This window comes from Kluyvera sp. (genome assembly GCF_965301105.1).
The window spans coordinates 1-18,385 of sequence record NZ_CBDKZX010000010.1 but is presented as its reverse complement, the minus strand read 5'-3'; the positions used below and the strand labels follow the sequence as shown (position 1 = coordinate 18,385).

Here is an 18,385-nt window from a genome sequence, read left to right as displayed (position 1 = left end):
TCTACTACAGCTTCGCCAGCACCGCCTCCCCCACTTCATCCACGGGTAAATAAACCAGCAGACGAGAGCCGTTGCGCGGCGCGGAGTACCAGTACATCTGCTGCAGCTGGAAATGGCCAAACTCAGGATGCTGGAAGTTTTTAATCTGGTTTTCGACGCCGCGAACTTCGTAACGCTGGTGCCATAGCGCCTCAAATTCGCTGGAAGCGGCAAAAAAGCGAGCCAGCTTGTTTTCCCATGCCGGATTGCCACGGTGCTCCGCCATCGCGGCACGGAAATAGGAGACAAAAGTGGCGAGCGCGTCGCGATTGGCCAGACGGCTACGCCAGCCGGGATGAGTCAGATACAGGTAGATACAATTTCGATCATCTTCCGGAATGGTCGAAAAATCGACGCCCATCAGCCGACAAAACGCGTCATTCCACGCCACGATATCGAAATCAGGCTTCTGAATACTGGCCGGTTGCGGCAGCAAACTGTCCAGCATACGGCGCGTGCCGGGGCTTATCCCTTCGCACGGGGGAACGTTAGCCGACTCCAGCGGTGTCAGCCCCGCCAGCACAAACAGATGACGGGTCTCAAGCGCGCTGCACTGGAGCGCTTCGGCGACCGCTTGCATTACCGCCGCCGACGGATTAACCTCGCGCCCCTGCTCAAGCCAGGTATACCAGGTCACGCCAACGTCCGCCAGCATCGCCACTTCTTCGCGACGCAGGCCCGGCGTGCGCCGCCGCCCGCTGCGCGGTAATCCCAACCGCTGCGGATCGAGACTTTCCCGTCGCGCCCGAAGAAATGCACCCAGCTGCTTACGGCTATCGTCCTGCCGTGACGGCAATACGTCCATTTCACTGTGGCTGATGAGGCTCATGGTATCTCCAGCATGGTAGTGCCAGTACCAGTATAACCAGGAACTGGTACCCGTTTATTGAATCAGCGATGCTACGTCCAATCGCTGAATGACGCAATGGAGTCACCATGAAAACGTCTGCTGTTTCACCCGGTCGCGCGGGGCTTTTCCTGCTGTTGACCGGCCTGATGTTGCCCCAGATCGATACCTCGATCACCAATGTCGCCCTCGACTCAATCACCGCATCGCTGCACGCCAGCCCGACCCAGCTGGAGCTTATCGTCGCGCTGTACGGCGTGGCGTTCGCCGTCTGTCTGGCCATGGGCAGCAAGCTTGGCGACAACTACGGTCGCCGCCGCCTGTTTATGTGGGGCGTGGCGATTTTCAGCCTCGCTTCGCTGCTGTGTGGTCTGGCCAACTCGATCACCGCCCTGCTGGCCGCGCGCACCCTACAGGGCGCAGGCGCGGCGCTGATCGTCCCACAAATTCTCGCGACCCTACACGTTACGCTAAAAGGAACGGCCCACGCCCGGGCTATCAGCCTGTATGGCGGCATTGGCGGCATCTCGTTTATCGTTGGGCAGATGTTCGGCGGCTGGCTGGTATCAGCGGACATCGCCGGCCTGGGCTGGCGTAACGCCTTTTTCATCAACGTGCCCATTGGTCTGCTGGTTCTGGCCTTCAGTCACCGCTACGTGCCAGAAACCCGTCGCGATGAGCACGCACGCATTGACTGGCAGGGTACCTTTAGCCTGGGCCTGATTCTCTGCTGCCTGCTGTTCCCGATGGCGCTGGGGCCGGAACTGCACTGGCCGTGGTCGATGCGTCTGATGTTGCTGGCGATTATCCCATTGTTGCTGTGGATGCGGGCCAGCGCGCTGGGTAAAGAGCAGCGCGGTGAACACCCGCTGCTGCCGCCTCGACTGCTGAAATTTGCCAGTATTCGCTTCGGCATGGTCATTGCGCTGCTGTTTTTCAGCGCCTGGTCCGGCTTTATGTTCTGCATGGCGCTCACTCTCCAGTCCGGCCTCGGCATGGCGCCGTGGCAGTCGGGCAACAGCTTTGTGGCGCTGGGCGTCGCCTATTTTCTTTCAGCGATGTATGCGCCGAAGCTGATCGCCCGCCACAGCATGGGGCGAATTTTAGTGGCTGGCCTGATAGTACAAATTAGTGGCCTGCTGCTGTTAATGGAGACTTTCCACCACTTCGGCCAGGCGACGTCTACCCTCACGCTGGTGCCCTCGACCGCGCTGATTGGCTATGGCCAGGCGCTGATCGTCAACTGCTTTTATCGGGTTGGGATGCGCGATATTACCGCCAACGATGCGGGTGCGGGCAGCGCGCTGCTCAGCACGCTACAGCAGGCCACGCTGGGCCTTGGCCCGGCGGTGTTTGGTTCGCTGCTGCTGGTGCTGACGCGCGGGCATCATGGGAGCTATACCGATGCGATGACCGGCTTCCTCGGCGTAGAAGCGGTGATGATGCTGCTGCTGGCAATCATTGCCGTTAGCCTCCGCCATCACTTAAACCGTAGTCCGGCGATCGCAACGTCATAACCTTAAGTTCCTGTATAGCTGTTTGCATAATATAGCCAGCGCAGCCATTATAATTAGCTGGCTATACAGGAGACGTTATGCAGGAACTGATTTCACAGATCGAAGAGATGGGCATTGAAATAAACCATACCAATTCGCTGATCATCATATTTGGTATTATTTTTCTCACTGCCATCATTGTTCATCTGATTCTACATCGGGTGGTGCTGCGCGCGTTCGAAAAACGGGCACAGGCCAGCAGTCATTTATGGCTGCAAATTATCACGCAAAATAAACTTTTCCACCGGTTGGCGTTTACCCTACAGGGGATTATTGTCAACGTGCAGGCCGTGCTGTGGTTGCAAAAAGGCAGTGATGCCGCGCAGATATTAACCACGGGCGCACAGCTATGGGTCATGCTCTACGCTCTGCTGTCATTCTTCTCGCTGCTGGACGTTATTTTCAACCTGTCACAAAAGCTATCTTTCTCTTCGCAGCTGCCGCTCAAAGGGATATTCCAGGGAGTTAAGCTGGTCAGCGCCATTCTGATTGGCATTCTGATGATCTCCCTGCTGCTGGGGCAATCACCGGCAATACTGATAAGTGGTCTGGGTGCGATGGCCGCGGTACTGATGCTGGTATTTAAGGACCCGATTCTCGGCCTGGTGGCAGGGATTCAGCTCTCGGCAAACGACATGCTAAAACTCGGCGACTGGTTGGAAATGCCCAAATACGGCGCCGACGGTGCGGTGACCGATATTGGCTTAACCACCGTCAAAGTGCGTAACTGGGATAATACCATCACCACCATTCCGACCTGGTCGCTGGTGTCGGATTCGTTTAAAAACTGGAGCGGAATGTCTGCTTCAGGTGGCCGAAGAATTAAGCGCAGCATCAACGTGGATACCACCAGCGTGCATTTTCTCGATGAGCAAGAGCAGCAGCGGTTAATTCAGGCGAAGCTGCTGAAACCGTATATGGACTCTCGCCATGAGGAAATTAACCTGTGGAACCAGGAGCACGGCAGCGCCGATTCGGTGTTGAATCTGCGCAAGATGACCAATATTGGTACCTTCCGCGCTTACCTCAACGAATATTTGCGTAACCATCCGAAAATTCGCAAAGATATGACGCTGATGGTACGTCAGTTGGCACCCGATAATAACGGTCTGCCGATTGAAATATACGCCTTTACCAATACGGTGGTGTGGGCCGAATATGAAGGCATTCAGGCCGATATTTTCGACCATATTTTTGCCGTGGTTGAGGAATTTGGCTTACGTATTCATCAATCACCGACCGGCAATGATATTCGCGCCCTGGCGGGCGCGATCGGGCAAGAATAATCACGCGCTGGCGCGTGAAATAAAGCGCCAGTCCAGCATCACCCGCTCCGGCGGCACGTCCGGGTTATCGATTTTATTGAGCAGCAGTTCGACCGCTCTGGCGCCGATCTCCCGCGACGGCTGCTGGACGGTTGTCAGCTGCGGAGACACCATTTCGGCAAGTTCAGTGCCGTCAAACCCCACCACCGCAATCTCTTCCGGTACCTTTAGCCCTGCCTGTTCAATGGCGCGAATAGCCCCGGCGGCCAGCGAGTCAGAAACCGCAAACACCGCGTCCGGGCGCGGGTTCATCGCCAGCAACGTTTGCATCGCCAGTTTCCCCGCCGCCGCGCTCAGATCGCTGGCATACTCGACAGCATGAAACGCCAGCCCTTGAGATTGCAGTACATTTTTGTACCCCTGCTCGCGCAGGCGGGCGTACTTGTAGCTCAAGTCGTGGTTAATCAACGCAATCCGCTCACGCCCCTGCGCTGCAAGATAGCTTACCGCATGCTCTGCGGCATCTACATCGTGGATCCCCACGCAGGAGACCGCGCCCGCATCAGCATATTCCGCACATTGCACCCATGGCGCATCGCCAATCACCGTGGTTAACTCCGGCAGCTTGCTGAAGGCGTCCATGGTGATAATACCGTCGACCATTTTTCCGGTTAGCAGTCGCAGGCCTGATTTAGAACGTTCAATATCCGAGCCGGAGTTGCACAGTAAAATCCGATAGCCGTTCTTTTCCGCGGCCTCTTCAATTCCTTTTACCACTTCGGCGCAAAAAGGGTTGGCGATATTCGACACCATCACCAGAATCATGGAGCTTCGCGCCGTACGCAGCTGGCGCGCCAGCAGATTAGGCTGATAGTTACTCTCTTTAATGGCCTGAAGCACCCGTTCGCGGTTTTTGGCTTTTACGGTATCGCTGTTGTTAAGCACCCGCGACACGGTCGCCACCGATACCCCCGCCAACTGGGCGATTTTCTGAATTGACATACAACGCCGTTCCCTGCAGTTAACGCTTTGCGTGCAGGCTACCATAAAAAGCGTGCCCGGCGTACCGGGCACAGCGTTATTGTTCGACGCTGACCCAGCGCCGTTGCTGATGGCTTTTTATAATCGCATCAATGATATACATGACATTTGCTCCATCAATGAATGAGGCAAAATGCGGCTCGCCAGCGGCGGGCATTTTCCCGCTCTGCACGGCGCGGTAGAAATTGCCCATCATGTTTTTAAACGCGTCTGGCCATCCCTCACTATGGCCGCCGGGGAAGTTCGCCTGTCCGGCGACATCGCGGTTAAGCAGGCTCGGGTCGTCACTCAGCAACTGATTGGGCTGACTGCGGTGACCAATCCACAGTTGCTGCGGCGTTTCCTGATCCCAGGCCAGCGAACAGGCGCTGGCATTGATATCAAAATGCAGCCGATTTTTACGCCCGGCGCTGACCTGCGAAACGCTAAAGCAGCCTTTACTGCCGTCGTCAAAGCGGAACAGAACCGAACCGGCATCTTCGGTTGTCACCACGACGTCGCGATACTGCGTCGCGTCATCGTGTTCACTGAACGTCGCCTGCGCCTCAACGCTGGCCTTACGCGTTGGCCAGACGATAGCGAGGTCGGCCATCACCTCCACAATCCGCCGGCCGGTCACAAACTGCACCGTGTCGCACCAGTGCGAACCGATATCGGCCACCGCGCGCGACGCACCACCCTGCGCCGCGTCCACCCGCCAGTTAAAGTCGTTCTCCAGCAGCATCCAGTCCTGATGGTAGCCGCCATAGGCTGAGAACAAACGTCCGGTATGGCCTGCGCGCATCATGCTGGCCGCCTGCTGCACCATCGCAAACTGACGATAAACGAAGCTCACGCCGTGGACCACGCCCGCATCCCGCGCCATCTGTTCCAGTTCGCGAGCCTCCTCCGACGTCATACACAGCGGTTTCTCGGAAAAGACATGTTTTCCCGCGCGTAAAATCTGCCGGTTGACCGACGCGTGCAGAAAATTAGGCGTGCAGTTATGCACCACCTGTAGCCCAGGATGCGCCAGCAGCGCGTCAACATCAGCGTAAGCATGCGGAATATTGAGCTGCCGCGCTTTGGTCTGCGCCAGCTCCAGTGAGGCGTCGCACAGCGCGACCACCTCGACAAAACCCAGTCGACGCAGCGCCTCAATATGTGCCGGGCCAATAAAACCTGAGCCGATAATACCCACCTGAATCATCCGCGCACCTCGCTACCCGCGGCAAAGTCATCAAAGGCCCGCGCGGAGACGGGAATGATATGCCGTTTAATAAACTCGCTGCCTTCGCACGCGCCGATCTGCGCGTCCTTCAGGCAGCACTCCCATTCCATTACCGCCCAGCCGTCAAAATCGTACTGAGTCAGCTTGCTGAAAATCTTTTTGAAATCGATATCGCCGTCGCCCAACGAGCGGAAACGCCCGGCACGATCCGCCCAGTTCTGATAGCCGCCGTAAACGCCGCTACGTCCGTTGCGTTGGAACTCGGCGTCCTTAACGTGAAACGCGCGAATACGGGAGTGGTAGATATCGATATAGCTAAGATAATCAATATTCTGTAAATGCAGATGGCTCGGGTCATACAGCATATGGCAGCGCGGATGATTCTCAACCAGGTGTAGAAAACGCTCGAACGTGACGCCATCATGCAAATCCTCACCGGGGTGAATTTCGTAGCACAGGTCAACGCCGTGCTCGTCAAAACAGTCCAGGATGGGCCGCCAGCGGCTGGCGAGTTCACTAAACGCTTCATCCAGCAGCGCCGCATTGTGCGGTGGCCACGGATAGAAATAAGGCCAGGCCAGCGCGCCGGAAAAGGTCGCATGCGCCTTCAACCCCAGGCGCGCCGAAGCCTGCGCGGCCTTTTTCACGCTCTCGACGGCCCACTGCTGGCGGGCCGTCGGATTACTGCGCAGCGCCGCCGGCGCAAAAGCATCGAAAGCGCTGTCATAGGCCGGATTAACGGCGACAAGCTGCCCTTCGAGATGCGTTGACAGTTCACTAATCACCAGACCGTGCTCCGCCAGTCGCCCGGCAATATCATCGCAATAGGTCTGGCTCGCCGCGGCCTGCGCCAGGTCGAATATCGCCGGGTGATTGCAGGGCAGCTGTAGCGCCTTAAAGCCCAGCCCGGCCGCCCATTGCGCTATCCCATCGAGCGTATTAAACGGCGGCTCGCCGCCGATAAACTGCGCCAGAAAAATGCCCGGCCCCTTGATGGTTTTCATACCCCTCCTTAAAAATTTACGCCTGCTTTTGCTCGTCGTATTTAAACGAGACAAGGAAAATCACCGCGATCACCACGGCAGCCACCGCCGGAATCCACCAGAAGTTCACCCACGCCGCCGGAACGGTTTGGCCAGCGACCAGGTGGTTATACAGGGCACCGGAAATCTGCGATCCCAGCAGCATGCCGATGCCGTAGGTAAACATCACCACCATGCTCTGCGCCTGCCCTTTCACCTTTTCGCCCGCCACACGGTCGGTATAGATAAAGCCCACCACGAAGAAAAAGTCGTAGCACACGCCGTGCAGCAGAATGCCGAGATACAGCAGGAAGCGGGTCTCTTCATTGATACCCAGCGCAAAGAACATATAGCGTACGAACCACGCCAGCATGCCGATCAGCAGCATGTACTTCACGCCCAGACGGCGAAACAGCAGCGGGATAATCAGCATAAAGAAGATTTCTGACATCTGACCGAAGGACATCGCGGTGCTCACATCCGCGACGCCCGCGTCCGCCAGATACGACGCGGTATAGGCGTAGTAAGTGCCCAACGGGACGGAAATCAGCGTGGCGCAGACGGCAAAGACCAGAAAGTGGCGGATTCTGAGCAATGCGAAAGCGTCGGCGCAGAACAGATCGCGCAGCTTCAGCGGTTGACCTTTCGCCGGGGCCGGCGTGTGCGGCAGCGTCAGGCTATATACCGCCAGCACCACCGAGCACAGCGCCGCCAGCGTAAAGATGCCGGTGGTATCCGAAATACCGGTTACGCCGATAAAGATGCCCGCGACAATCCAACCGATGGTGCCGAACACACGCACCACCGGGAACGTTTTGTCGATGTTGTTCAGGCTATGGAAGGCAATATTATTGGTCAGCGCCAGCGTCGGCATATAACAGAGCGTGTAGCCAAACAGCAGCGCAATTAACAACGCACCGTTTTCCGCGACCAGCGCCTGCGGTACGAACCACAGAATCACCGCGCCAAGCAGGTGCATCACCGCCATCACCTTCTGCGAGGCAAAAAAACGGTCAACCAACATTCCCAAAACAAAAGGGGAAAGAATTGAAGCGATCGGCCCCGCCGAGAACGCATCGCCAATCAGCAGCGACATGTTGTACTGCGTCATCACCAGTCCAAGCGTGACCGACCAGCTTCCCCAGATAAAAAACTGCATAAACATCATTAACGACAGGCGCGGGACTAACAGCCGGTGCTGTACGCCACTTTGTTCACGACTTTCCGTTGTAGACACCATGTTCTCACCCTCAAAAGTAATCGATTACAAAACACCACAAATGAAAAGTAATCGATTACAAAAACAAGATCGCGCGGATCGAAACGGATTTGGGAGAGCGATCACGATAAAAACGAGGAGGGAAATGCGTCGCAGCAACGAGCGGGAAACAGCGGAGGAGGCAAACCTGCCCCCTCCGGGCGATATTATCAGGCTTTACGACGCAGCGTTTTGAAGGCCGCAAACAGGAACAACACCCACACCGGCAGCAGAATCGCCGACAGGCGCATGCCGTCCATGGTGCACATCAGCCCAAGGATCATCAGCAAAAATGCGATACAGATGTAGTTGCTGGCAGGCGCAAACAGCGCTTTGAATTTCGACTCACGCCCCTTGCGGCGCATGGCGGCGCGGAACTTAAGGTGGGCCATGCAGATCATGATCCAGTTCAGCAACAGCGTTGCCACCACCAACGCCATCAGCAGGCCAAACGCTTTCTGCGGCAGCAGATAGTTAACCAGCACCACCAGCGAGGTGATCGCGCCAGAGAGCAGCAGCGAATTCACCGGCACGCCGCGACGGCTCACTTTGGTCAGGAAGCGCGGCGCGTTACCCTGCACGGAGAGGCCAAACAGCATGCGGCTGTTTGAATAGACGCCGCTGTTATAAACCGACAGCGAAGCCACCAGAATCACAAAGTTCAGCGCGGATGCCACCACGTTACTGTCCAGATTGTGGAAGATCATCACGAACGGACTGCTGTCTGACTTAATGCCCTGCCACGGATAGAGCGCCAGCAGCACAATCAGCGAGCCGATATAGAACAACAGGATACGGTAAACCACCTGGTTGACCGCTTTCGGAATAGTGGTTTCCGGGCTGCGTGCTTCCGCCGCTGTAATGCCAATAAGCTCCAGCCCGCCGAAGGAGAACATAATCACCGCCAGCGACAAAATCAGCCCCTTCCAGCCCGTGGCAAGGAAGCCGCCATCACGCCAGAGATTGTCGACGCTCGCATGCTCACCGCCACGCCCCGTCGCCAGCATCCAGATGCCAAAGCCGATCATACCGATAATCGCCAGCACCTTAATCAGTGCAAACCAGAACTCGGTTTCGCCATACAGGCGAACATTCACCAGGTTGACGGCGTTAATCAAAATGAAGAAACCCGCAGCCCAAATCCAGGTCGGTACGTGTGGCAGCCAATACTGCATATAAATTCCGGCGGCGGTCAGCTCGGCCATTCCCACCAGCACGAACATGACCCAATAGTTCCAGCCGGAAAGAAAACCGGCGAACGGCCCCCAGTATTTATAAGCAAAATGGGCAAATGAACCGGATACTGGCTCTTCCACCACCATCTCGCCAAGCTGGCGCATGATCAGAAACGCGATAATCCCGGCAATCGCATAGCCCAGCACCACTGCCGGGCCAGCCATTTGAATCGCCGGGCCGATGCCAAGAAACAGGCCGGTGCCAATGGCGCCCCCAAGGGCGATGAGTTGAATATGACGGTTTTGTAACCCGCGGTGAAGCGTCGGCCCCTGCTCCGACGAAGCATCCGGTTGATTCTGGCTGGATGCTGAGGACGCGTTTTTCACGTCTAACCCCTGTAGCTTTTTTTGGAAGGGGCACCTTTTAACACTTAGCGCGGCTTGCCGCAAGGCAATCAGTCGCAGGAACCCCGTGCCCAAAAGTGCCGGAAGATACGCGTTGCTGGGGTGATAACCTTATTCCTACAAGGGGTTAGCCGCGCTAGCCAGCCCTAACGTTCAATGTATGCGGCACACCCGCTGTGAAGCAAATACCATTGGATACGTTGCCGTATCGGCGGAGCACAAAACGATGACCCGGCATGCCGCGGCTTGCGGCATAATTCGCTGACCGCGTTTCGAGGAATCTTCCGTGCTGCTCAAAATCCTGCTGACTATGGCTGCGTTCGCCGCCAACTCGCTGCTCTGTCGGCTGGCGCTGAAGGGGATGCATATGGATGCCGTCTCTTTTAGTAGCATTCGCTTGCTAAGCGGTGCGGTGGCGCTGCTGATACTCCTGAGGCTACCCGCCATCAAAAAGAGGCCGGAATTCAATGTGCTGAACGCGGCACTACTGGCCATTTACGTCTTTGCCTTTTCCCTTGCCTACCTGTCCTTAACCACCGCCGCTGGCGCGTTGTTGCTGTTCGGAACGGTCCAGTGCGTGATGACCGGCTGGGGGCTGATTCGCGGCGAGCGCCTGACGTGGCTAAAAAGCGTCGGTATGCTGACTGCGGTGACCGGGCTGGCGTTGCTGCTATTACCGGGCGCGGGACATCCTTCCGGCGGCGCCGCGCTGCTGATGATGGTTTCCGGCGCGGCCTGGGCCGCCTACTGTATTACCGGCAAAAAAGTGCAGAACGCGGCAGCGGCCACGGCGGGCAACTTTACGCTGGCGGTGCCGATAGCGCTGGTGATATTTGTGCTTAGCGGTATGCACATCCGCGCCGATGCCTTTGGGCTAGTGCTGGCAGTCACCTCCGGGGCGCTGATGTCCGGCGGCGCGTATCTGCTCTGGTACTCCCTGCTGCCACGGCTTAGCCCAACCACCGCCAGCACGCTTCAACTGAGCGTGCCCTGTCTTGCGGCACTGGGCGGGCTAATTTTTATGGGCGAACCGTTGGGCCTGAGAATGATGTTAGCTATCGTACTCACCCTCTCCGGTATTGGGCTGGTGATTATCGCCGATCGGCGACGAGAGCATTGACCGCCGGGCCGGCGTGTCGCCAGTCAGCACCACGCGCCCGGCGTTTTTCATTACCCCTTCGGTTCAAGGGCAACAAACATTTCAATATCCCAGTAGCCGTCTTCCGCACCGTTGTTATGGTAGATTTCAAAGCATGGCTTCGCAGCCAGGCGGTGGGTTTCATCTTTCAGGACGCTATCAAAGAACTGATACCATGGCGTGGAGAAATCGTGATCGATAACCCGCGCGCGGGCTGCCGCGTACAGGCCTCCCGCCACTTCCGCCATCATGACCCCTTCGCTGTTCGGCGGAATAACAAAGTCGTCATCGACAGAGACCACGGTGTCGCAACGCAGCTTTTCCGCCGGGACTTCATCCGGATTGTCGTAGTAAACGGCCAGCCACTCGCGAGCGGGAATCTGCTGGCCATCGACCCACATCATCAACTGCTCAAAACCCTGCTTAACCGTCTGCTCCCACGGCCCAACCATATGAAAACCGGCAATTTTACGCGCTGCAATCTGCTTAACTTCGTATTCCATACCGCCTCCGTTAATACACTGTAATTACATACAGTATAATGGGCGTTTTTTGTTTGCGCCAAACGGGTAGCGATCGATATGTGAGCAGATTCGCACTCTTGATAAGAGAGTTGGGGGAAGAGGAAACAGTAAAATGGTACGCCCTACAGGATTCGAACCTGTGACCCACGACTTAGAAGGTCGTTGCTCTATCCAACTGAGCTAAGGGCGCACTGGGGAAGTCAAAACTTCATGGTGGGGTGAAACGCGTGGAATTATACGGTCACTGACAGGTGAGTCAATCCATTTCCTTACGAAACCTGCGCGGTATGCAATGATGGATAAAGTGCGACCAACTATCGCTCAACTCTTCGGCAAAACCACTTTCCGATGAAAACTCGCAAACGAGACCTGACAGCAAGCCTCGCATCTGACAAAATATGTCCATCCCCCCTTCGTGAATGACAGATGGAATATTTTCCCTGATGGCAGCAAAGATTATTGACGGTAAAACGATTGCGCAGCAGGTGCGCTCTGAGGTTGCGGAAAAAGTGAAGGCGCGCGTTGCCGCAGGAAAACGCGCCCCTGGGCTTGCCGTTGTGCTGGTTGGCAGCAACCCGGCCTCACAAATTTATGTCGGCAGCAAGCGCAAAGCCTGCGAAGAGGTGGGCTTCGTCTCCCGCTCCTACGATCTGCCGGAAACCACGTCCGAAGCCGAACTGCTGACGCTGATTGACACCCTGAACGCCGACACCACCATCGACGGCATTCTGGTGCAGCTTCCGCTGCCGGCGGGTATTGATAACGTTAAGGTCCTTGAGCGCATCGCGCCGGACAAAGACGTCGACGGCTTCCATCCATACAACGTGGGTCGTCTGTGCCAGCGCGCGCCGCGCCTGCGTCCGTGTACCCCGCGCGGTATCGTTACCCTGCTGGAGCGCTACCATATCGACACCTATGGCCTGAACGCCGTGGTGATTGGCGCGTCCAACATCGTGGGCCGCCCGATGAGCATGGAGCTGCTGCTGGCTGGCTGTACCACCACTGTCACTCACCGCTTTACCAAAAACCTGCGCCACCATGTGGAGCACGCGGATCTGCTGATCGTCGCGGTCGGTAAACCGGGCTTTATTCCTGGCGAGTGGATTAAAGAAGGCGCAATTGTCATTGATGTCGGGATTAATCGCCTCGAAAACGGTAAAGTCGTCGGCGATGTGGTGTTTGAAGAGGCTGCCGCGCGCGCCTCTTACATCACCCCAGTACCGGGCGGCGTCGGTCCCATGACCGTAGCCACCCTGATTGAAAACACCTTACAGGCGTGTGAAGAGTATCACGACGTGGAGAAGGCATAAGATGGCAACATTTTCTTTGGGTAAGCATCCGCATGTGGAACTCTGTGACTTACTGAAGCTGGAAGGCTGGAGCGAAAGCGGCGCGCAGGCGAAAATCGCTATCGCCGACGGTCTGGTCAAAGTGGACGGCGCGGTGGAAACCCGCAAACGCTGCAAAATTGTCGCCGGTCAAACCGTGAGTTTTGAAGGCCAGAGCGTTACCGTTACCGCATAAATCCTGCCAGTCACCCGGCTTCGCCAGTCGACGCCGGGTTTTATTCCCCAAATAGCGTCCCACCGTATCTTCCCACTTCAGCGGTAATACGCTGTATGTCCATACCCGATGCTAACTATCGTGACACGTCCATCGCCCGGCAGCGCAGCGTCAAAGTGAGGCGCATCACAAATCATCACGTCGAAGCCGTCTTCCCCGACGCGTTCAAACTTTCAGCCTACATTTAATACTTTGAATTTAAAGATTTTAAAATCACCACCGCCGCAATCAATTCAATAAAAATATCAATACGCGCATTAATTGAATTGGATTGCAAATCGACTGCTCCGCAGAATACCGCGAAACATCCCTGTTTCTGGAGTCTGTATGTCAACGTCAATTCTCAATAATGCCCCTTACGAAGCCGTCGAAATCCTGCGCGCAGCAAAGCCCGGGTTTACCCCACGTATCGCCTTAATCCTCGGTTCCGGTCTCGGCGCGCTGGCCGACCGTATGGATAACAAAACCACCCTTTCCTACGAAGCGCTACCGGGTTTTCCGGTCAGCACCGTCATCGGCCACGCCGGGGAAATTGTAATGGGAACGCTGCACGGCTTGCCGCTGATTTGCATGAAAGGCCGCGGTCATTTCTATGAAGGCCTCGGCATGGGCATCATGACCCAGGCGGTACGCACCTTTAAGCTGCTCGGCTGTGAATTCATGTTCTGCACCAACGCCGCTGGCTCGCTGAACGCGGATATCCCCGCAGGCAGCCTGGTGGCGCTAAACGACCATATCAATACCATGCCGTCCACGCCGATGGTCGGCCCGAATGACGATCGCTTTGGCCCGCGCTTCTTCAGCCTGGCAAACGCCTACGACAAAGATCTGCGCGCCCAACTGCACCAGACCGCCAAAGGGCTGGATATCCCGCTGCACGAAGGCGTTTTTGTCTCCTATCCGGGGCCAAACTTCGAAACCGCCGCGGAAATCCGCATGATGCAGCGTATGGGCGGCGATGTGGTAGGAATGTCGGTGGTGCCAGAAGTGATCGCGGCGCGCCACTGTGGGCTAAAAGTGCTGGCCGTATCGGCCATCACCAATATGGCTGAAGGGTTGAGCGACGTGGAGCTGTCGCACGAACAAACGCTCAAATGCGCAGCTATGGTAACGGAAGACTTTATCCGTCTGATTGGTCAGTTCATTAAACAATACGCCTAATTTCTGATGCATCGGCGGGTAGACTGCTGCCCGCCTGGAGATACGTCTATGTCTGACATGTCCTGGTCCCGCCCGAATTTAAACGCCGTCTCGTATCTAAGCTATTACTTCGTCGGCGCGTTAGTTTCCACCCTTGGCATCGTGCTCGGCCCGCTGTGCGCTGCCTTCCACAAAGACCCGAGTTTTATCGGCCAGGTCTTCACGCTGATGAACATCGGCATGTTTATTCCCATCATGCTGGGCGGTATTCTGATGCGCAAATGGGGGCTGCAAAAGCCGCTGGTTATCGCAGCGGCGCTGACCGTTCTCATCAGCGCGATTCTGTTTGTGTCGCCTACTCTGACGATGTTCAGCTTTGCCGTCGCCGGCATTGGCGCCTGTGGCGGTATTTTCATGACCATCGGCAGCTATCTGGTGGTGCGAATCAATCCGGACGAAAAAAGCCGTTCCTCGAGCCTGATTTTTACCGATTTCTTCTTTAGCCTCGCCGGGGCGACGCTCTCCTTCTTGCTGGCCTGGCTGTTCCGCATGGGCGCGAGCTGGGTGGCGATGTACGGTATCATGGGTGGTTTAGGTGCGCTGATGCTGGCGTTAACGATTCGCTGCCGTTTCCCGCCCACCGAAGCGCCAGCACCCGCGCAGCAAAGCACAAACACCGCTCGTGAGCCCTGGGGTCCATCGGTCTATCTGATTTGTTTCGCGCTGTTCGCCTTCCTGTTGGCTGAGCCTATCTTCACCATGTGGACGCCGGGCTATTTACAGTTCCGCTTCCATATTGAGCCGCAGGAGGCAGCGCTGTACACCACCGTCTACTGGGTGGCGAAAGCTATCGGCCTGTTCCTCAACCAGTTCACCGTGAAGTGGATGAAGCTGCGCACCTTCCTGCTGGGTTGTACCGCGATCGGTCTTATCGCCATCATGCTGATTGCCAACAGCGGCAACACCACGCTGATTCTTGTCGCCTGCGCCGTTTTTGGCTTCTTCAACTCCGGTCTGTTCTCCGGGCTGATGAGCTACGGTTCGCTGCAGGTGAGCCAAAGCTCGCCAACGCTGATTTCCGCGTTACTGACCTGCGGTACGGTAGGCACACTGCTGTTCGCCAGCGCCTCCTCGCTCGTTAATGGCCGCTACGGCTTGCATGGCGCGCTGAATACCGCCACGGTGTCCTATATCGTGCTGCTGGTTGTGCTGGTCACGGCTATCTTCTGTAGTCGGGCTGAACGCCTGCATACCTCCCCGTCGGCGGCGGTTTGACAAGGCAAAAGGAGGGGGGCATGATGGCCCTCCCTCACCTTTATCCCGAACGAACCATGACTGACGCTCTGGCCAACAACCGCATTAACATTCGCGCGCTGCGTTACTTTCAGGCTCTTGCTGAAGAACTGCATTTCGGGCGAGCAGCAGCGCGGCTGAATATCTCCCAGCCACCGCTGAGCATGCAGATTAAAGAGCTGGAAGAGACGCTGGAAACCAAATTGTTTGAACGAACCAGTCGGAAAGTGGCACTGACCCGCGCCGGGCTGGTCCTAAAAACCGAGGTTGACCGCATCCTGAGCGCCACCGAGCAGTCGTTGAACTACGTGCGGCAAATCGGTCGCAGCGAGAACCTGCATATCACCATCGGTATCGTCGGCAGCGCACTGTGGGGCACCCTACTGACGCGGCTGAAAACGTTTAAGGCGAAGAATCCGGGGGTCGACTGGAGTCTGCGCGAGCTGTCGCAGCATCAGCAAATTGACGCGCTGCGCGCCCGCACTATCGACATCGCCATTAACCGCAACGTCCTGCCTTATGCTGAAACCAACATCCGTAACCAGCTGATTGCCCATGAATCTATCGCTCTCGCAGTGCCGGAGAACGATCCGCTGTGCCAGCTAAGCTCGGTTCCCTTAACCGCGCTGGCCACCAGACCGCTGATTTCACTCTCCTTTGAACAGAGCGACTTCGCTCGTCAGCTGCACGACCGCTGCGTGGAGGCGGGGTTTTATCCGTTGATTACCCATCAGGTAAACGAGCCGCAAACGGCGTTAGCGCTGGTGAGCGCGGGAATGGGGCTATCGTTGTTGCCGGAAACCTGCGGGTTGATTCACTGGCCGGGCGTACGTTTTCTGCCGCTTGCACAAGCGGTTCCCGCCGATCTTTATGCATTGTGGTACGACGAACCGCTGTCAGAGCTGATGACGGCGTTTGTGGAGGGGCTACAAGAGCGGGAAACCCCTCTCTCTGGCAGAGAGAGGGGTTAAAGCTTACTTACGGCGCCAGGTTGTGCCCTGCGGGCCATCTTCCAGCACGATGCCCATCTCGTTGAGACGGTCACGTGCGGCGTCGGCCGCCGCCCAATCTTTCTCTTTACGCGCGTCCAGGCGCTGCTGGATTAACGCTTCAATTTCAGCCACTTCGCCGTCGTCTGCCTGCGCGCCGCTTTGCAGGAAGGCTTCCGGCTCCTGCTCCAGCAGGCCCAGCACGGCAGAAAGCTTACGCATATGCGACGCCAGCGCGTTCGCGGCCTGCATATCTTCAGCCTTCAGGCGGTTCACTTCACGCGCCATATCGAACAGCACGGAGTAAGCTTCCGGGGTATTGAAATCGTCGTCCATCGCTTCAATAAAGCGCGCTTCGAACGCTTCGCCACCCGCCGCCGGGACGGATTTGTCGGTACCGCGCAGCGCGGTGTACAGACGCTCCAGCGCGGAACGCGCCTGCTTGAGGTTCTCTTCGCTGTAGTTCAGCTGGCTGCGATAGTGGCCGGACATCAGGAAGTAGCGCACGGTTTCCGCGTCGTAATACTTCAGCACGTCGCGCACGGTAAAGAAGTTGCCCAGCGATTTCGACATCTTCTCGCGGTCAACCATCACCATGCCGGAGTGCATCCAGTAGTTCACGTACTCGCCATCGTGCGCGCAGGTAGACTGGGCGATTTCGTTTTCATGGTGCGGGAACATCAGATCCGAACCGCCGCCGTGAATATCGAAATGGTTGCCCAACTGCTTGCAGTTCATCGCGGAACATTCAATATGCCAGCCCGGACGGCCTTCGCCCCACGGGGAAGGCCAGCTCGGCTCGCCTTCTTTGGACATCTTCCACAGCACGAAGTCCATTGGGTTACGCTTCACGTCAACCACGTCAACGCGCGCGCCGGCCTGCAACTGGTCCAGATCCTGACGCGACAGCTTGCCGTAGTTTGGATCGGTCGGCACCGAGAACATCACGTCGCCGTTGTCCGCCACGTAGGCGTGACCTTTAGCGATCAGTTGCTCGGTGATTTCGATGATTTCGTGGATATGGTGCGTGGCGCGCGGCTCCTGATCCGGACGCAGAATATTCAGCGCGTCGAAATCGTTGTGCATCTCGGCGATCATACGATCCACCAGCGCGACAAAGCTTTCACCGTTCTCGTTGGCGCGTTTGATAATTTTGTCGTCAATATCGGTGATGTTACGCACGTATTTCAGCTTATAGCCGAGGAAACGCAGATAACGCGCCACCACGTCAAAGGAGACGAAGGTACGGCCATGGCCAATATGACAGAGATCGTAAACGGTGATACCACACACGTACATGCCCACTTCTCCGGCATGAATGGGCTTAAATTCCTCTTTTTGGCGGGTCATTGTGTTGAAGATTTTTAGCATCGAGAATTCCATGTTTACGTGTGTGAACCGGGCTTTCGCCTGAAACGGTATATTCTACCCGTAATTCAACCCGGAAGCAGCACACAATGCAAGGTGATCGATGTTCCGGGTTATGCTATAACAGACGCCTATATGCCGCCCACAGGCGGGCTAAAGCACCACTTTAAACGGAACAGGATGCAGAAATGGTTACTTTCCACACTAATCACGGCGACATCGTCATCAAAACTTTCGACGACAAAGCGCCGGAAACAGTCAAAAACTTCCTGGACTACTGCCGCGAAGGTTTCTACAACAACACGATTTTCCACCGTGTTATCAACGGTTTCATGATTCAGGGCGGCGGCTTCGAGCCGGGCATGAAGCAGAAAACCACCAAAGAAGCGATCAAAAACGAAGCCAACAACGGTCTGAAAAACACCCGTGGCACGCTGGCCATGGCGCGTACCCAGGCTCCGCACTCCGCGACCGCTCAGTTCTTCATTAACGTAGCAGACAACGACTTCCTGAACTTCTCCGGCGAAAGCCTGCAGGGTTGGGGCTACTGCG

Annotated in this window: 17 protein-coding genes and 1 tRNA gene; 9 read left to right on the top strand and 9 right to left on the bottom strand. The window is 56.6% G+C overall.

The window, feature by feature from the left end; genetic code table 11:
- Positions 1-4: 4 nt before the first annotated feature.
- A complete protein-coding gene (locus tag ACW14G_RS06430) occupies positions 5-844 on the bottom strand; it encodes a helix-turn-helix transcriptional regulator (RefSeq protein ID WP_249023352.1) in 840 nt (279 codons plus the stop codon).
- A gap of 131 nt (positions 845-975) precedes the next feature.
- On the opposite strand from ACW14G_RS06430, the gene ACW14G_RS06425 reads away from it, so the two are divergent.
- Both ACW14G_RS06425 and ACW14G_RS06420 read left to right on the top strand, forming a co-directional pair.
- The gene (locus ACW14G_RS06425; RefSeq protein WP_249022185.1) at positions 976-2,403 is read left to right on the top strand and encodes an MFS transporter; all 1,428 of its coding nucleotides are present in this window, start codon (positions 976-978) and stop codon (positions 2,401-2,403) included.
- 77 nt (positions 2,404-2,480) lie between these two features.
- Positions 2,481-3,728 (top strand): mechanosensitive ion channel family protein, encoded by a 1,248-nt coding sequence (locus ACW14G_RS06420; protein WP_163447715.1) that lies wholly within the window; start codon positions 2,481-2,483, stop codon positions 3,726-3,728.
- Here ACW14G_RS06420 and ACW14G_RS06415 read toward each other — a convergent pair whose 3' ends face one another.
- The 5 genes from ACW14G_RS06415 to pheP form a co-directional block, all read right to left on the bottom strand.
- Entirely contained in the window at positions 3,729-4,709 is a 981-nt protein-coding gene (locus ACW14G_RS06415; RefSeq protein ID WP_163447716.1) for a LacI family DNA-binding transcriptional regulator, read from the bottom strand. It lies immediately after the preceding gene.
- 76 nt (positions 4,710-4,785) lie between these two features.
- Positions 4,786-5,937: a Gfo/Idh/MocA family protein gene (locus tag ACW14G_RS06410; protein WP_163447717.1), complete on the bottom strand. Its 1,152-nt coding sequence runs from the start codon at positions 5,935-5,937 to the stop codon at positions 4,786-4,788.
- Complete coding sequence (locus ACW14G_RS06405; protein WP_249022186.1) at positions 5,934-6,962, bottom strand: sugar phosphate isomerase/epimerase family protein; 1,029 nt, start codon at positions 6,960-6,962, stop codon at positions 5,934-5,936. The genes ACW14G_RS06410 and ACW14G_RS06405 overlap by 4 nt, the downstream gene beginning before the upstream one ends.
- A gap of 16 nt (positions 6,963-6,978) precedes the next feature.
- A complete protein-coding gene (locus tag ACW14G_RS06400) occupies positions 6,979-8,220 on the bottom strand; it encodes an MFS transporter (protein ID WP_249022187.1) in 1,242 nt (413 codons plus the stop codon).
- 188 nt (positions 8,221-8,408) lie between these two features.
- Positions 8,409-9,800: a phenylalanine transporter gene (gene pheP / locus ACW14G_RS06395; protein ID WP_249022188.1), complete on the bottom strand. Its 1,392-nt coding sequence runs from the start codon at positions 9,798-9,800 to the stop codon at positions 8,409-8,411.
- A gap of 304 nt (positions 9,801-10,104) precedes the next feature.
- Here pheP and ACW14G_RS06390 point away from each other — a divergent pair, with 304 nt between their 5' ends.
- Positions 10,105-10,938 (top strand): DMT family transporter, encoded by an 834-nt coding sequence (locus ACW14G_RS06390; protein WP_249022189.1) that lies wholly within the window; start codon positions 10,105-10,107, stop codon positions 10,936-10,938.
- A gap of 50 nt (positions 10,939-10,988) precedes the next feature.
- Here ACW14G_RS06390 and sbmC read toward each other — a convergent pair whose 3' ends face one another.
- Positions 10,989-11,459 (bottom strand): DNA gyrase inhibitor SbmC, encoded by a 471-nt coding sequence (gene sbmC, locus ACW14G_RS06385; protein ID WP_249022190.1) that lies wholly within the window; start codon positions 11,457-11,459, stop codon positions 10,989-10,991.
- A 134-nt stretch (positions 11,460-11,593) separates the two neighbouring features.
- Positions 11,594-11,670 (bottom strand) — tRNA-Arg (locus ACW14G_RS06380).
- 253 nt (positions 11,671-11,923) lie between these two features.
- Between ACW14G_RS06380 and folD the strand changes: the two genes are divergently transcribed.
- From folD to ACW14G_RS06355, 5 genes are all read left to right on the top strand, one after another.
- Positions 11,924-12,790: a bifunctional methylenetetrahydrofolate dehydrogenase/methenyltetrahydrofolate cyclohydrolase FolD gene (gene folD / locus ACW14G_RS06375; RefSeq protein ID WP_163445986.1), complete on the top strand. Its 867-nt coding sequence runs from the start codon at positions 11,924-11,926 to the stop codon at positions 12,788-12,790.
- Position 12,791: 1 nt separating this feature from the next.
- On the top strand, positions 12,792-13,004 hold the full coding sequence (ybcJ, locus tag ACW14G_RS06370; RefSeq protein WP_004143016.1) for a ribosome-associated protein YbcJ: 213 nt from the start codon (positions 12,792-12,794) through the stop codon (positions 13,002-13,004).
- A gap of 366 nt (positions 13,005-13,370) precedes the next feature.
- A complete protein-coding gene (xapA, locus tag ACW14G_RS06365) occupies positions 13,371-14,204 on the top strand; it encodes a xanthosine phosphorylase (RefSeq protein ID WP_249022191.1) in 834 nt (277 codons plus the stop codon).
- Between the two features lie 48 nt (positions 14,205-14,252).
- The gene (gene tsgA / locus ACW14G_RS06360) at positions 14,253-15,458 is read left to right on the top strand and encodes an MFS transporter TsgA (RefSeq protein WP_249022192.1); all 1,206 of its coding nucleotides are present in this window, start codon (positions 14,253-14,255) and stop codon (positions 15,456-15,458) included.
- Between the two features lie 23 nt (positions 15,459-15,481).
- On the top strand, positions 15,482-16,447 hold the full coding sequence (locus ACW14G_RS06355; RefSeq protein ID WP_249023353.1) for a LysR family transcriptional regulator: 966 nt from the start codon (positions 15,482-15,484) through the stop codon (positions 16,445-16,447).
- A gap of 3 nt (positions 16,448-16,450) precedes the next feature.
- Here the strand turns inward: ACW14G_RS06355 and cysS are convergent, their stop codons facing one another.
- On the bottom strand, positions 16,451-17,836 hold the full coding sequence (cysS, locus tag ACW14G_RS06350) for a cysteine--tRNA ligase (RefSeq protein WP_455648547.1): 1,386 nt from the start codon (positions 17,834-17,836) through the stop codon (positions 16,451-16,453).
- 185 nt (positions 17,837-18,021) lie between these two features.
- Between cysS and ACW14G_RS06345 the strand changes: the two genes are divergently transcribed.
- A partial coding sequence (locus tag ACW14G_RS06345; protein WP_455648546.1) for a peptidylprolyl isomerase occupies positions 18,022-18,385 on the top strand: 364 nt, incomplete at its 3' end.

Coding starts and splice junctions, on each gene's coding strand:
- ACW14G_RS06430 (WP_249023352.1), bottom strand. CDS start 844: ATGGACGTATTGCCGTCACGGCAGGACGATAGCCGTAAGCAGCTGGGT.
- ACW14G_RS06425 (WP_249022185.1), top strand. CDS start 976: ATGAAAACGTCTGCTGTTTCACCCGGTCGCGCGGGGCTTTTCCTGCTG.
- ACW14G_RS06420 (WP_163447715.1), top strand. CDS start 2,481: ATGCAGGAACTGATTTCACAGATCGAAGAGATGGGCATTGAAATAAAC.
- ACW14G_RS06415 (WP_163447716.1), bottom strand. CDS start 4,709: ATGTCAATTCAGAAAATCGCCCAGTTGGCGGGGGTATCGGTGGCGACC.
- ACW14G_RS06410 (WP_163447717.1), bottom strand. CDS start 5,937: ATGATTCAGGTGGGTATTATCGGCTCAGGTTTTATTGGCCCGGCACAT.
- ACW14G_RS06405 (WP_249022186.1), bottom strand. CDS start 6,962: ATGAAAACCATCAAGGGGCCGGGCATTTTTCTGGCGCAGTTTATCGGC.
- ACW14G_RS06400 (WP_249022187.1), bottom strand. CDS start 8,220: ATGGTGTCTACAACGGAAAGTCGTGAACAAAGTGGCGTACAGCACCGG.
- sbmC (WP_249022190.1), bottom strand. CDS start 11,459: ATGGAATACGAAGTTAAGCAGATTGCAGCGCGTAAAATTGCCGGTTTT.
- folD (WP_163445986.1), top strand. CDS start 11,924: ATGGCAGCAAAGATTATTGACGGTAAAACGATTGCGCAGCAGGTGCGC.
- ybcJ (WP_004143016.1), top strand. CDS start 12,792: ATGGCAACATTTTCTTTGGGTAAGCATCCGCATGTGGAACTCTGTGAC.
- xapA (WP_249022191.1), top strand. CDS start 13,371: ATGTCAACGTCAATTCTCAATAATGCCCCTTACGAAGCCGTCGAAATC.
- tsgA (WP_249022192.1), top strand. CDS start 14,253: ATGTCTGACATGTCCTGGTCCCGCCCGAATTTAAACGCCGTCTCGTAT.
- ACW14G_RS06355 (WP_249023353.1), top strand. CDS start 15,482: ATGGCCCTCCCTCACCTTTATCCCGAACGAACCATGACTGACGCTCTG.
- cysS (WP_455648547.1), bottom strand. CDS start 17,836: ATGCTAAAAATCTTCAACACAATGACCCGCCAAAAAGAGGAATTTAAG.